The following is a 12818-nucleotide window of genomic DNA, read 5'->3' as shown; positions in this document are numbered from 1 at the left end:
ATCCGCCACCGATCGCGGGACGCGGGACGTCGGCGGGCCGTCGGGGCCGGTGCGCCATCGCACTTCGGCCGGACAAAGCCGCACGTCAAAGGCGTCAAGCGGGCGAGTGGGGCGCAGTGGGGCCTCCGGGTGGGGCCGGGTGGGGCGGGACCGGTACCGGGGACTCGGTTCGGGCACGATCGGGAGTCGGATCGGATTCGACGGCCGCGCGCGGGTCGCCTTCGTGCCTAACCCTGCGACGATGACGCGCAGACAAAAACGGGGCAGCCGCCCTGGCTACCCCGTTCTGGCTTGCGTTCGGCTACTCGTCGAAGCGGCGGCGGAACCGATCCTCCATGCGACTGGTGAAGGAGCCGCCGCCCTTGTTGCGACGCTGGCGCGCCGATCCGGGCGCGGAACCGGAACGGTCCGGCCGGCCGGACAACCGCGGGCCGGTGATCGCATACACGACGCCGCCGAACATCACGATGAAGCCGAAAATGCTGAGAATCGGGATGGTTCCAACCCAGGTGGCGCGGAACGCCACGCCGGAAACCAGCATCGCGAGGCCGATGACGAACAATGCCGCGCCCTGCAGGCGCCGCCGCGCGGTAGGCGCGCGGAACCCTCCGCCACGGACGCTCGACGCGAATTTGGGGTCTTCGGCGTAGAGTGCGCTCTCGATCTGATCGAGCATCCGCTGTTCATGATCGGAGAGTGGCATTCGTCCCTCCTTGCCGACAGTTTGGCACGTAACTATCGATAGCACGCGGATGCCCGTTGTAAAGGCAACTAACCCAAATGATACGAGGTCGATCTGCGCCGTACCACTGGTTCGGCAGCGATTGTATCCCGCCCCCGGTCGCCACACGCGTACCGCCCGCAACGACGCTGCGCGGCAACCCGCTTGCCGATACGACGCGTTTGATCGACGCCACCGGCCGCCCCTGGCGGCCCCGCCGCGACCGCCCGGCGCTCCGGCCGCGAAGCGTCGGATAATGGCGGCACGGCACGCGCCGACCGATATAAAGCCACCGGATGAGGAGGACACCGCGAGTTGGCGATATTCCTCATCGATTTGCCGCCGGCAGATATGGAGCGCCGTCTCGGTGACGCCCTCGGGGTGTATGTCGAAGCGATGCGGTACCCGCGCGGCACCGAGAATCAGCGCGCCGCCATGTGGCTGGAGCACATCCGGCGACGCGGCTGGCAGGGCGCGGCCGTCGTCGAAGTGGGGGAAGCCGAAGCGACCGGGGCCCTCGGGACCGCCCCACCGCCGCCGGCCGCGGAACTGAGCAGCGCGCCGCTGCTCGGCGTGGCCTACGGCTACCCCGGCGCGCCCGGGCAGTGGTGGCAGCAGCAGGTGGTCCTGGGCCTGCAGCGCGGCGGGCTGCCGCCCCAGGAGATCGCGCGGCTGATGGACAGCTACTTCGAGCTCACCGAGCTGCACATTCACCCCCGCGCGCAGGGCCGCGGTCTGGGCGAGGCGTTGACCCGCCGCCTGCTCGCCGGGCGCGCCGAGGACAACGTCCTGCTTTCCACCCCGGAGACCAACGGCGAGCCCAACCGCGCGTGGCGGCTCTACCGGCGGCTGGGCTTCACCGACGTCATCCGGCGCCACCACTTCGCCGGGGACCCACGCGCGTTCGCGATTCTGGGCCGCGCGCTACCCCTATAGGCCCTATAGGGGTAGCACCGGATCTGGCACGATGACGTCGTGCACGCCAGCGCTCCCCGGGCCCGCGCCCACCGGACGACGTTGTTCACGCCCCGGCGCCGGCGCGCGCTGGCCATCGCGATGCTGCTGCTGATCGTGCCCCTGGCCAGCGGGTGCCTGCGCGTGCGGGCGTCGCTCACCATCTCGCCCGACGACCTGGTGTCCGGGGAGATCATCGCCGCGGCCAAACCGAAGACCCCCAAGGACACCGGCCCCCAGCTGGAAAGCAGCAATCTGCCGTTCGGCCAGAAGGTGGCCGTGTCGACCTACGACAGCGACGGCTACGTGGGGTCGCAGGCGGTGTTCTCCGATCTGACCTTCGCCGAGATGCCGCAGCTGGCGAACATGAACTCCGACGCCCAGGGCGTGAACCTGTCGCTGCGCCGCAACGGCAACCTGGTGATCCTGGAGGGGCGCGCGGACCTGACGTCGGTGACCGACTCCGACGCCGACGTCGAGCTGACCGTCGCCTTCCCCGGCGTGGTGACCTCCACCAACGGCGACCGCGTCGAACCCGACGTCGTCTCGTGGAAGCTCAAGCCGGGCGTGGTGAGCACCATGACCGCCAACGCCCGCTACACCGACCCCAACACCCGCAACTTCACCGGCGCGGGCGTGTGGCTGGGCATCGCGTCGTTCGCGGCGGCCGGCGTGGTTGCGGTGCTGGCCTGGGTCAGCCGCGACCGCTCCCCGCGGCTCACCGGACCGCGCGACCAACCGCCCGGCTAGGCCGGCGACCAGTAGGCCAGCATCTCCGCGAAGGTCTGGAAAGCCGGCCCGGAAACCCCGTAGGTCGCCTCGAAATGGATGCTCAGCGGGAAGCCGAGCTCGCCGACACCGTCGATCACCCGCTTGTAGAGGTCGACCATCAGGCGGCGCTTCTGGTCCGGTTCGGCCGCGGCCAACTGCTGGACGAACGCCTGCTCGTCGGCCACCGCGGAGTTGCCCGGGTCCTGGATCAGCCAGTTGATCAGGCCGACGCGGGTCTCGACCTTCGGCACGAACCCGAAGGACAGCAGGATCTCGGGCCGATGATCGGTGTTTTTGGCGAAGTCGGACAAAAAGCCCACGATCGCGTCGGAGTACAGCAGCTGCGTCATGCCGTACGTCGCGCCCTGGTTGCACTTGAAGTTGAGCCGGCCCTGCTCGCCGTCGCGGGTGGGGATGACGATGACGCCGCGGTTGGTCACCAGCTCGCGATAGATCGACAGGGCGTCGGTCGGCGCGACGCCGGAGCCCTCGCCGTCGTTCATGGTGCGCGGGACGCCCACGAAGACCACGCCCTCCATTCCGGCGCCGCACAGGTCGGTGAGCCGTTGGCGCAGCGACGCCTCGTCCATGAACGCGGTCACCTGCGTGCACAGGCCGCGCAACCCGGGCAGCTCCGGCTTGATGATCGACCAGAAGTCGAGCACGTCCAGTTTCTGCTTCATCGCGACGGGACGGTCGTCGTCCTCGGCGATCATTCCGGGGATCATGACGTGCCGGATGCGGCCGTCGAGTCCGGCTTCGGCGGAGTAGCGCACCACTTTTCGCGCGTCCTCGAGCGCGCGCTCCCGCCCGTCTTCCACATTGGGGGGCACCAACTCGAGCGCGATGGTGTTGAGCGTCACGCGGCTCCTCTCCAGCGGGACAACTGCCAGACAACCCCCGACAGCATAGGGGCAGGATAGTGAGGTACTCGAAGCAACTGGGGGCGGCCTCGGCGACATACACTGTCGACCCAGGGACCTATCGAGCAGAAAGGGGCGCCGCGCTGAGCCCAAAAGCCGCAGCAGCGGCGGCCACCGTCGAGCTGACCGGAGCCATCACCGAACAACTTCGGCGGTATCTGCACCAGCGGCGCGCCCAGAGCGCCCACATCGGCGCCGACTACGACGCCCTGATCGCCGCGCTCGAAGACTTCGTGCTGGGCGGCGGCAAGCGGCTGCGGCCGGCCTTCGCCTATTGGGGCTGGCGGTCGGTGGCCGACGGCGAGCCCGATCCCGAAGCGCTGCTGCTGTTTTCCGCGCTGGAGCTGCTGCACGCCTGCGCGCTGGTGCACGACGACGTGATCGACGACTCCGCCACCCGCCGCGGCCGCCCGACGACCCACGTCCGCTTCGCGGCGCTGCACCGCGACCGGCGGTGGCGCGGATCACCCGAACGGTTCGGGATGTCGGCGGCCATCCTGCTCGGCGACCTCGCGCTGGCCTGGGCCGACGACATCGTTTTCGGGCTGGGCGTCCCCGCCGAGGCCCAGCGGCGGGTGCGGCGCGTGTGGGCCGACATCCGCACCGAGGTGCTGGGCGGGCAGTACCTCGACATCGTCGCCGAGGCCAGCGCCGCCGAGTCGATCGCGTCGGCGATGAAAGTCGACACCTTCAAGACCGCCTGCTACACCGTGGCGCGACCGCTGCAACTCGGCGCGGCCGCCGCCGCCGACCGGCCCGACGTGCAGTCCGTGTTCGCCGAATTCGGCACCGACCTGGGCGTGGCGTTCCAGCTGCGCGACGACGTGCTCGGCGTGTTCGGGGACCCGGCGGTGACCGGCAAGCCGTCCGGCGACGACCTGAGGTCCGGCAAGCGGACCGTGCTGCTGGCCGAGGCGGTGGAGCTGGCCGACAAATCGGATCCGTTGGCTGCCAACCTGTTACGCAGCTCGATCGGCGCGGAGCTGACCGACGCGCAGGTGGGGAAGCTTCGCGACGTCATCGAGTCGGTGGGCGCGCTGGCCGCGGCCGAGCAACGCATCGCCGCGCTGACCGAACGGGCGCTGGCCACGCTGGACGCCGCGCCCATCAACGCCGCGGCCAAGACGGGGCTGGCCCAGCTGGCCGGGATGGCCACCAACCGGTCCGCGTGAGCCGATGACGACCTCCGCCGATCCGCCCCTGACAAAACGTCCTGTGGCCCAGCATCTTTCGCAGCTCGCCGCGTTCTGGACGACACCGGAGGCGAGGCCGGCGCGGCTGGGCTTTGTGGGCTCGGTGCTGATCACCGCGGGCGGTCTGGGGGCGGGCAGCACCAAGCCGCACGACCCCCTGCTGGAAGCGCTGCACCTGTCCTGGCTGCGCTTCGGCCACGGGCTGGTGCTGTCGTCGATCGTGTTGTGGACGGGCGTGGGCCTCATGCTGATCGCGTGGGTGCGCCTGGGCCGCCACGCGCTGGCCGGGAACGCGACCGAGTTCACCATGCGAGCGACCACCGCCTTCTGGCTGGCGCCGCTGCTGCTGTCCGTACCCGTCTTCAGCCGCGACACCTACTCGTATCTGGCGCAGGGCGCGCTGCTGCGCGACGGCTTCGACCCCTACGCCGTGGGCCCGGTGGCCAACCCAAACCCGTTGCTGGACAACGTGAGTCCCATCTGGACGATCACCACCGCGCCCTACGGGCCGGCGTTCATCCTGATCGCGCGGCTGGTCACGATGGCCGTCGGCAATCACGTCATCGCCGGGACGATGCTGCTGCGCCTGTGCATGCTGCCCGGCCTGGCGCTGCTGATGTGGGCCACCCCGCGCCTGGCCCGCCACCTGGGCAACAACGGCGCACTGGCGCTGTGGATCTGCGTCCTCAACCCGCTCGTGCTCATCCATTTGATGGGCGGGGTGCACAACGAGATGCTGATGGTGGGTTTGATGGCCGCCGGGATCGCACTCACCTTCGCCGGGCGCCACATCCTCGGCATCGTGTCGATCACCGTGGCGATCGCGGTCAAGGCGACCGCCGGGATCTCCCTGCCGTTCCTGGTGTGGGTGTGGGCGCGGCATCTGCGCGAGCGCCGCGGGTATCGGCCCGTCCCGGCGTTCCTGGCGGCCACCGCCGCGTCGCTGGCGATCTTCGCCGTCGTGTTCGCGGCGCTGTCCGCCGTGGCCGGGGTCGGGCTGGGGTGGCTGACCGCGCTGGCGGGGTCGGTGAAGATCATCAACTGGCTGACCGTGCCGACCGCGATCGCCAACCTGATCCACGCCGTCGGCAGCGGGCTGTTCCCGGTGAACTTCTATGCCACGCTGCGCATCACCCGCCTCGTCGGCATCGGCATCATCGCGGTGTCGTTGCCGCTGTTGTGGTGGCGGTTCCGGCGCGACGACCGCGCCGCGCTGACCGGGATCGCGGCGTCGATGCTCGTCGTGGTGCTGTTCGTCCCCGCCGCCCTGCCGTGGTACTACTCCTGGCCGCTGGCGGTGGTGGCGCCGCTGGCCCAGTCGCGGCGCGCGGTCGCCGTCGTCGCCGGCCTGTCGACCTGGGTCATGGTGATCTTCAAACCCGATGGGTCGCACGGCATGTACTCGTGGCTGCACGTCGCGCTGGCGGCAGCCTGTGCGCTTGCGGCCGGCTACGCGCTGTACCGGACGCCAAAGCAGCCGGAGCCCCCGGAACCTCGCGCGCCGCAGGCCGTCAGTACGCCATAGCCTGCGCGCGGCGCACGACCTCGCGCGCCTGGTGCGCGTGCAGCGCGTCGACGGGGCGGGCGTTGCTGACCGCATCGCGGGTGCCGTCGCGGGTGATCGTCAGCGACGGGTCGGGGGTGAACAGCCAGCGCACGATCTCGGTGTCGCGGTAGCCGCCGTCGTGCAGGATCGTCAGCAACCCCGGCAGGCTCTTGACCACCTCGCCGGAGTTGGTGAAGAACACCTGCGGCACCACCACACCGCCGCCGCGCCGCACCGCGACCAGGTGCCCCTCCCGCAGTTGCTGCTGCACCTTGCTGACCGCCACGCCGAGCAACTCGGCGACCCGCGCCAAATCGTAGGTTGGCTCGTCGGGATCCAGTACGTCGTCGCCGGCCGGAATACTGCTCATCAGCGCAAGTGTAGGCCCTGCTCGGCGCATTGGGACCCAGGTTGCGCGCCGGATTGCACAGCCACACCTACGATGGCCCCGTGGCCGCAACCGGGACGGGAGACCCCTTGGAGGGCACGTTGCTGGACGGCCGCTACCGCGTCGAGTCCAGGATCGCCAGCGGCGGCACCTCGACGGTGTACCGCGGCCTCGACGTCCGGCTCGACCGCCCGGTCGCGGTGAAGATCATGGACTCGCGCTACGCCGGCGACGACCAGTTCCTGACCCGCTTCCGGCTCGAAGCCCGCACGGTCGCCCGGCTGAAAAACCCTGGCCTGGTCGCGGTTTACGACCAAGGCACCGACGCCCGGCACCCGTTTTTGGTGATGGAGCTCATCGAGGGCGGGACGCTGCGCGAGCTGCTGGCCGAGCGCGGCCCGATGCCGCCGCACGCCGTGGCAGCGGTGCTGCGCCCGGTGCTGGGCGGGCTGGCCGCCGCGCACCGGGCCGGGCTGGTGCATCGCGACGTCAAGCCGGAGAACGTGCTGATCTCCGACGACGGCGACGTCAAGATCGCCGATTTCGGGCTGGTGCGCGCCGTCGCGGCCGCCGGAATCACCTCCACCAGCGTCATTCTGGGCACCGCGGCCTACCTGTCGCCCGAGCAGGTGCGCGACGGCAACGCCGGCCCGCGCAGCGACGTCTACTCCGTCGGGATCCTCACCTATGAGCTGCTGACCGGGCGCACGCCGTTCACCGGAGACTCGGCGTTGTCGATCGCCTACCGGCGGCTGGACGCCGACGTGCCGCCGGCCGGCGCGGTGATCGACGGTGTGCCAACGCAATTCGACGAGCTGATCGAGCGAGCCACCGCGCGCGACCCCGCCGAGCGATACGCCGACGCAATGGAGATGGGCGCCGATCTGGATGCGATCGCCGCGGAACTGGCCCTGCCGGACTTCCGGGTGCCGGCGCCGCGCAACTCCGCCCAGCACCGCTCGGCGGCGCTGCACCACAGCCGGATGAGCCAGCGCCCTCGGCAGCCGGTCCGCCAGCCCACCCGCCAGCTGACCCGCGGGGACTGGGCCGAACCGGCGCGCCCGGCCGACCCCGTCCCCGAGCCCGACGAATACGAATACCAGCCGGTCTCAGGCGAATTCGCCGGAATCCCGATCAGCGAATTCGTGTGGGCCCGCCAGCACGCCCGGCGCATGGTGCTGGTGTGGGTGGCCGTCGTGCTGGCGCTCACCGGCCTGGCCGCGACGGTGGCCTGGACGATCGGCAGCAACCTCAGCGGGCTGCTCTGACTTTTCTCCCGCGAGCGTCCGCAAATGCACGGCCGCGCCGGCGTGTCACTGTACAGACACGGGCGCTCGGCATCCGACGAGAGCTAGTCGCGCAGCATCTCGGCGACCAGGAAGGCCAGCTCCAGCGACTGCTGGGTGTTCAGCCGCGGGTCGCACGCCGTCTCGTAGCGCCCGGCCAGGTCCAGGTCGGAAATGTCTTGCGCCCCACCGAGACACTCGGTGACATTCTCGCCGGTGATCTCCACGTGGATGCCGCCGGGGTGGGTGCCCAGCGCGCGATGCACCTCGAAGAACCCCTGCACCTCGTCGACGATGCGGTCGAAATGCCGGGTCTTGTAGCCGTTGGACGACTCGTGGGTGTTGCCGTGCATCGGATCGCACTGCCAGATCACCTGGTGCCCGGTGGCCTGGACCTTCTCCACGATGGGCGGCAGCAGGTCGCGCACCTTGTTGTTGCCCAGCCTGCTCACCAGCGTCAGCCGCCCGGGCTTGTTGTGCGGGTCGAGCCGCTCGACGTACTCGACGGCCAGCTCCGGGGTCATCGTCGCGCCGATCTTGACCCCGATCGGGTTGGCGATCACCTCGGCGAACGCGACGTGCGCGCCGTCGAGCTGGCGGGTGCGCTCGCCGATCCACACGGTGTGCGCCGACAGGTCGTACAGCTGCGGCTCCCCGCCCTCGACGTCGGACAGCCGCAGCATGGCCCGCTCGTAGTCGAGCACCAAAGCCTCGTGGCTGGCGTAGATCTCGGCGGTCTGCAGGTTGCGGTCGGCCACCCCGCAGGCGCTCATGAACCGCAGGCCCCGGTCGATCTCCGTGGCCAGCGCCTCGTACCGCGCGCCGGCCGGGGAGGTCCGGACGAACTCCCGGTTCCAGTCGTGCACCAGGTGCAGCGACGCCAGCCCCGACGACGTCAGCGCCCGCACCAGGTTCATCGCCGCGCTGGCGTTGGCGTAGGCGCGCACCAGCCGCGACGGGTCGTGCTCGCGCGCGGCGGCGTCCGGGGCGAAGCCGTTGATCATGTCGCCGCGGTAGGACCGCAGCCCCAGCGCGTCGACGTCGGCCGACCGGGGCTTGGCGTACTGGCCCGCGATGCGGGCCACCTTGACCACCGGCATGCTCGAGCCGTAGGTCAAGACGACGGCCATCTGCAGCAGGGTGCGGATGTTGCCGCGGATGTGGGGTTCGGTGTTGTCGACGAACGTCTCCGCGCAGTCGCCGCCCTGCAGCAGGAAGGCCTCACCGCGCGCGACCTGGGCCAGCTGCTCCTGCAGCCGGACGATCTCCGACGGCACCGTCACCGGCGGCACGCTCTCCAGGACCGTGCGCATCGCCGCGGCCTGCTCGGCGGGCCAGCTGGGCTGCTGCGCGGCCGGCTTGGCCAGCGCGGCGTCCAGCCGCGCGCGAAGTTCGGTCGACAGCGGCGGCAGCGACGGCAGCTGGTCGATCGGGATGTCGACGGTCCAGTTCACCCGTCTATGGTAACCAAGCCGCGGCGCTGCTTGATCAGGGCGAACGCGGCTCCCCCGACGCGATCAACCGGAACCGGCGCAGCTGATCGCGGGCGTCGACCAGGGCGTCGTGGGCGTCGCGCGACCGTGGCGGCATCCGCGGGGATCCCCGCTCCTCCCACAACTGCCGCAATTCCCTGGTGAAGCGGGGTATCGCCGCCGGCAGGGCCGGCATCGCGCCCCAGAGCTGGCACAGGGCGACGTGGTCGTACGCCCCCACCCACGCCCACAGCTCGATCGGCTCGCCGGTCTCGACCCCGAAGAACTCCTCGAGATCCGTGCGGATCTGCTTGCGCGAGCGCCATAGCTGCGACGACGGGGACGGCAGCTTGGGCAGCACGTTGGCGCGGACCCAGCTCCCGGCGCGCTCGGGATCGAATTCGGTGGACACCGCGTAGTACTCGCGGCCGTCCTCGGCGGCCACCCCGATCGAGATCAGTTCGATGGTGCGGCCGTCCTCGATGAATTCGGTGTCGTAGAAGTAGCGCACCTCAGGCCCGTTTGCCGATGAGGATCGGCCCGGTGGGCGCGGGCGCCGGGTGCACGTCCTGGTCGAGCCGGGCGTCGACGGCGCGGCTGTCGGGCAGGCGCGGGGTGCCCGCGATCGCGCACTGCACCCACAGCTTGGCGCGCACCACCGGGCGGCGCAGCCTGCGCTCCCGCTGCAGCGCGCGGCGCATCTTGTCGGGCTGGTCGGTGTAGCGCCACCGCGCCCACGGCGCATGGGGGCGCGACAGCCGGATCGCCCCGACGACCAGCAGGACGACGACGAACATGCCCAGCAAACCCGTCCACACCTTGCCCTTGAGCACCACCACCACCGCCAGCGGCAGCGCCAGTGCCAGAGCGCCGCCCACGCCGGCGCGCAGCGCCCATGAATCGGCGCCGTGCCAGACCGGCAGGAAGAACATCAGCGGGTGCAGGCCCAGCATCAACAGGCCGGCCACCGCCACCGCGGCGAAGACCGCGTCCACCGAGGTGCGCCCGTCCTCGGACCAGTAGACGTCGGACAGGTGCAGAATCAACGCGTACTCGTCGAGCACCAGCGCGGCACCGATACCGAAAAGCGTTGCCACTAAAATGAATTCGGGCTCGTGCCCGTCGACCGACAGGGTCACCAGCGTCAGCCCGGAGACCAGCACCAGCAGCACCCCGAACGTCACGTGGTGGATGTGCACCCCACCGATGTGGACATTGCGCGGGTGCCACCACCGCGTCGGGCGCCCCGTCTGGGCGCGGTGGCGGATCACGCGCACGAAACTGCGGGTGACGAAGAACGTCAGGATGAACGCGACCAGGCAGCACAGCAGGGGCAGCCGGCCGCCCTGGTGGATGTCATGGGCGAACCAGTGGGAAACCCCGTACACGAACCAGTGGAACACCCTTGAAAACCTACGCCTGCCTGGCAACGCAGCGCGTGAGCCGCGCTGCGACACGGGGCGCGCGTGGGCACCGATTACGCTGTTCTGGACATGAGTACATGGCGGGCGCCCGGCGCGGGCAGTCAACCCGGGCGCGTTCTGCTGTGGTGCGTGCTGTGGCTGCTGGCCGCCGCGGCGCTGTATTACGTGGCCGGGCAGCTGTTCGGGCACACGCCCTACCGCATCGACATCGACATCTATCAGATGGGCGGGCAGGCCTGGCTGGACGGGCGTCCGCTCTATCGGGGCAACGTGTTGTTCCACACCCCCATCGGGCTGAACCTGCCGTTCACTTATCCCCCGCTGGCGGCCATCGTGTTCTGCCCGTTCTCCTGGCTGCACATGCCGGCGGCCAGCGTCGCGATCACGGTGTTGACGTTGGTCTTGCTGATCGTCTCGACGACGATCGTGCTAACCGGCCTGGGCGTGTGGGACACGTCGGCCGCGCTGCCCGGCCCCGCGTGGCTGCGCCGGCTGTGGTTGGCCGTGCTGGTCACCGCGGCGGCGACGCTGTGGATGGAACCGATCGTCTCGAATTTCGCGTTCGGCCAGATCAACGTCGTGCTGATGACGCTCGTGCTCGCCGACTGCGTGCCGCGCCGGCTGCCCTGGCCGCGCGGGCTGCTGCTGGGCCTGGGGATCGCGCTGAAGCTCACCCCGGCGGTGTTCCTGCTGTACTTCCTGCTGCGCCGCGACAACCGCGCGGCGCTGACCGCGCTCGCGTCGTTCGCGGGGGCCACCCTGCTGGGCTTCGCGCTGGCGCCCGGCGACTCGTGGGAGTACTGGACGCATACCGTCCACCACACCGACCGCATCGGTGAGGCCGCGCTGAACACCGACCAGAACATCGCGGGCACGCTGGCCCGGTTCGGGCTCGACGAGCACCAGCGCTTCGGGCTGTGGGTCGTCGCGTGCCTGCTGGTGCTGGCGTTGACGGTCTGGGCGATGCGGCGGGTGCTGCGGGCCGGCGAGCCCATCGTGGCGGTGATCTGTGTCGCCCTGTTCGGGTTGGTGGTCTCGCCCGTGTCCTGGTCACACCATTGGGTGTGGGCGCTGCCGACGGTGCTGGTGACGGCGGCGGTGGCGTGGCGGCGCCGCAACCTGGCCCTGGCCGCGCTCGCCGCCGCCGGGGTGGCGTTGATGAGGTGGTCGCCGATCGACCTGCTGCCCAAGCATCACGAGACCACGGCGAACCTGTGGCACCAACTGGTCGGGGCGTCCTATGTGTGGTGGGCCCTGGCCGTCATCGCCGCGGCCGGATGGACCGTGACCGCGCGGGCCACGCCGGAGGGTACGGCGACGGCGTCGCCGGCGCCGGTGCCGGCCGCCAGCGGATCCGACTGATTAGCCGACGGCCGTCTCGGGGATCCGGGCGGCCTCGCCCGTCGGGTGGTCGCCGGCCGCTTCCGGGCCGCGTTCCTTGACGCTGGCGGCATAGATGTCGACGTACTCCTGGCCGGAGAGCCCCATCAGCTCGTAGATGACCTCGTCGGTGACGGCCCGCTCGATGAAGCGGTTGCCGGCCAGGCCGTCGAAGCGGGAGAAGTCCATCGGCTCGCCGAAGCGGACGGTGACCCGCCCGAAGCGCAGCATCGTCGTGCCCGGCGGGTTGACCACGTTGGTGCCGATCATCGCCACCGGAATCACCGGGACCCCGGTCTGCAACGCCAGCCGGGCCAGGCCGGTCTTGCCCTTGTAGAGCCGGCCGTCGGGCGAGCGCGTGCCCTCGGGATACATGCCCAGCAGCTTGCCCTGCCCCAGCACCTGCTCGGCCGTGGTCAGCGCGGCCTGGGCGGCGTCGGCGTCGGTGCGGTCGATCGGCACCTGCCCGACGGCGGTGAAGAACCACCGGCTGAACCAGCCCTTCAGCCCGGTGCCGGTGAAATATTCGGACTTCGCGAGAAACGTGATGCGCCGCCGGACCACCAGCGGCAGGAAGAAACTGTCCATCACCGCCAGGTGATTACTGGCCAATATCGCCGGCCCCGAAGTCGGAACATGTTCCAGGCCTTCGACTTTCGGCCGACCGAGCAGGGAGAGCAACGGGCCGAGCAGGATGTACTTGAATAGCCAGTACCACATGGCCCTCCCTCTCGCCCGCCCCCGTTGTTCTGGCCAACTG

General features: G+C 70.4%; 13 protein-coding genes. 6 read left to right on the top strand and 7 right to left on the bottom strand.

What is annotated here, in order from left to right:
• Window positions 1–301: 301 nt before the first annotated feature.
• Window positions 302–703 carry an SCO2097 family morphological protein gene (locus AC5Y4Z_RS17685; RefSeq protein WP_499965764.1) on the bottom strand — a complete coding sequence of 134 codons (402 nt, stop codon included), beginning with the start codon at window positions 701–703 and terminating at the stop codon, window positions 302–304.
• A gap of 333 nt (window positions 704–1036) precedes the next feature.
• Between AC5Y4Z_RS17685 and AC5Y4Z_RS17680 the strand changes: the two genes are divergently transcribed.
• Complete coding sequence (locus AC5Y4Z_RS17680; protein WP_499965763.1) at window positions 1037–1657, top strand: GNAT family N-acetyltransferase; 621 nt, start codon at window positions 1037–1039, stop codon at window positions 1655–1657.
• 120 nt (window positions 1658–1777) lie between these two features.
• A complete protein-coding gene (lppM, locus tag AC5Y4Z_RS17675) occupies window positions 1778–2425 on the top strand; it encodes a lipoprotein LppM (protein WP_499965963.1) in 648 nt (215 codons plus the stop codon).
• Here the strand turns inward: lppM and AC5Y4Z_RS17670 are convergent.
• A complete protein-coding gene (locus tag AC5Y4Z_RS17670; protein ID WP_499965761.1) occupies window positions 2422–3309 on the bottom strand; it encodes a mycobacterial-type methylenetetrahydrofolate reductase in 888 nt (295 codons plus the stop codon). The two genes, lppM and AC5Y4Z_RS17670, sit on opposite strands and share 4 nt — an antisense overlap.
• Before the next feature lie 182 nt (window positions 3310–3491).
• Here AC5Y4Z_RS17670 and idsA2 point away from each other — a divergent pair, with 182 nt between their 5' ends.
• Together idsA2 and AC5Y4Z_RS17660 are read left to right on the top strand one after the other, a co-directional pair.
• Window positions 3492–4541, top strand: a complete 1050-nt coding sequence (gene idsA2 / locus AC5Y4Z_RS17665; RefSeq protein ID WP_499965962.1) for a bifunctional (2E,6E)-farnesyl/geranyl diphosphate synthase — start codon at window positions 3492–3494, stop codon at window positions 4539–4541.
• Between the two features lie 4 nt (window positions 4542–4545).
• Window positions 4546–6087 carry an alpha-(1->6)-mannopyranosyltransferase A gene (locus tag AC5Y4Z_RS17660; RefSeq protein WP_499965760.1) on the top strand — a complete coding sequence of 514 codons (1542 nt, stop codon included), beginning with the start codon at window positions 4546–4548 and terminating at the stop codon, window positions 6085–6087.
• Here the strand turns inward: AC5Y4Z_RS17660 and AC5Y4Z_RS17655 are convergent.
• Window positions 6074–6478 (bottom strand): Rv2175c family DNA-binding protein, encoded by a 405-nt coding sequence (locus AC5Y4Z_RS17655; RefSeq protein WP_499965758.1) that lies wholly within the window; start codon window positions 6476–6478, stop codon window positions 6074–6076. The genes AC5Y4Z_RS17660 and AC5Y4Z_RS17655 overlap by 14 nt on opposite strands.
• Window positions 6479–6558: 80 nt before the next feature.
• Here AC5Y4Z_RS17655 and AC5Y4Z_RS17650 point away from each other — a divergent pair, with 80 nt between their 5' ends.
• A complete protein-coding gene (locus AC5Y4Z_RS17650; RefSeq protein WP_499965756.1) occupies window positions 6559–7764 on the top strand; it encodes a protein kinase domain-containing protein in 1206 nt (401 codons plus the stop codon).
• A gap of 83 nt (window positions 7765–7847) precedes the next feature.
• Here the strand turns inward: AC5Y4Z_RS17650 and AC5Y4Z_RS17645 are convergent, their stop codons facing one another.
• From AC5Y4Z_RS17645 to AC5Y4Z_RS17635, 3 genes are read right to left on the bottom strand one after another with little or no spacing between them, the layout of a single operon-like run.
• Window positions 7848–9236, bottom strand: a complete 1389-nt coding sequence (locus tag AC5Y4Z_RS17645) for a class II 3-deoxy-7-phosphoheptulonate synthase (RefSeq protein ID WP_499965755.1) — start codon at window positions 9234–9236, stop codon at window positions 7848–7850.
• Between the two features lie 34 nt (window positions 9237–9270).
• Window positions 9271–9765 (bottom strand): polyadenylate-specific 3'-exoribonuclease AS, encoded by a 495-nt coding sequence (locus AC5Y4Z_RS17640; RefSeq protein ID WP_499965754.1) that lies wholly within the window; start codon window positions 9763–9765, stop codon window positions 9271–9273.
• A 1-nt stretch (window position 9766) separates the two neighbouring features.
• Complete coding sequence (locus AC5Y4Z_RS17635) at window positions 9767–10657, bottom strand: hypothetical protein (protein WP_499965752.1); 891 nt, start codon at window positions 10655–10657, stop codon at window positions 9767–9769.
• Window positions 10658–10747: 90 nt separating this feature from the next.
• Here AC5Y4Z_RS17635 and AC5Y4Z_RS17630 point away from each other — a divergent pair, with 90 nt between their 5' ends.
• Window positions 10748–12040 (top strand): glycosyltransferase 87 family protein, encoded by a 1293-nt coding sequence (locus AC5Y4Z_RS17630; protein ID WP_499965750.1) that lies wholly within the window; start codon window positions 10748–10750, stop codon window positions 12038–12040.
• Here AC5Y4Z_RS17630 and AC5Y4Z_RS17625 read toward each other — a convergent pair whose 3' ends face one another.
• Window positions 12041–12778 (bottom strand): lysophospholipid acyltransferase family protein, encoded by a 738-nt coding sequence (locus tag AC5Y4Z_RS17625; RefSeq protein WP_499965749.1) that lies wholly within the window; start codon window positions 12776–12778, stop codon window positions 12041–12043.
• Window positions 12779–12818: the final 40 nt, after the last annotated feature.

The sequence above is a fragment of the Mycobacterium sp. NGS63 genome (assembly GCF_059812295.1).
This window is presented reverse-complemented; position numbering and strand designations above follow the sequence as displayed.

Coding starts and splice junctions, on each gene's coding strand:
- AC5Y4Z_RS17685 (WP_499965764.1), bottom strand. CDS start 703: ATGCCACTCTCCGATCATGAACAGCGGATGCTCGATCAGATCGAGAGC.
- lppM (WP_499965963.1), top strand. CDS start 1,778: ATGCTGCTGCTGATCGTGCCCCTGGCCAGCGGGTGCCTGCGCGTGCGG.
- AC5Y4Z_RS17660 (WP_499965760.1), top strand. CDS start 4,546: ATGACGACCTCCGCCGATCCGCCCCTGACAAAACGTCCTGTGGCCCAG.
- AC5Y4Z_RS17655 (WP_499965758.1), bottom strand. CDS start 6,478: ATGAGCAGTATTCCGGCCGGCGACGACGTACTGGATCCCGACGAGCCA.
- AC5Y4Z_RS17630 (WP_499965750.1), top strand. CDS start 10,748: ATGAGTACATGGCGGGCGCCCGGCGCGGGCAGTCAACCCGGGCGCGTT.
- AC5Y4Z_RS17625 (WP_499965749.1), bottom strand. CDS start 12,778: ATGTGGTACTGGCTATTCAAGTACATCCTGCTCGGCCCGTTGCTCTCC.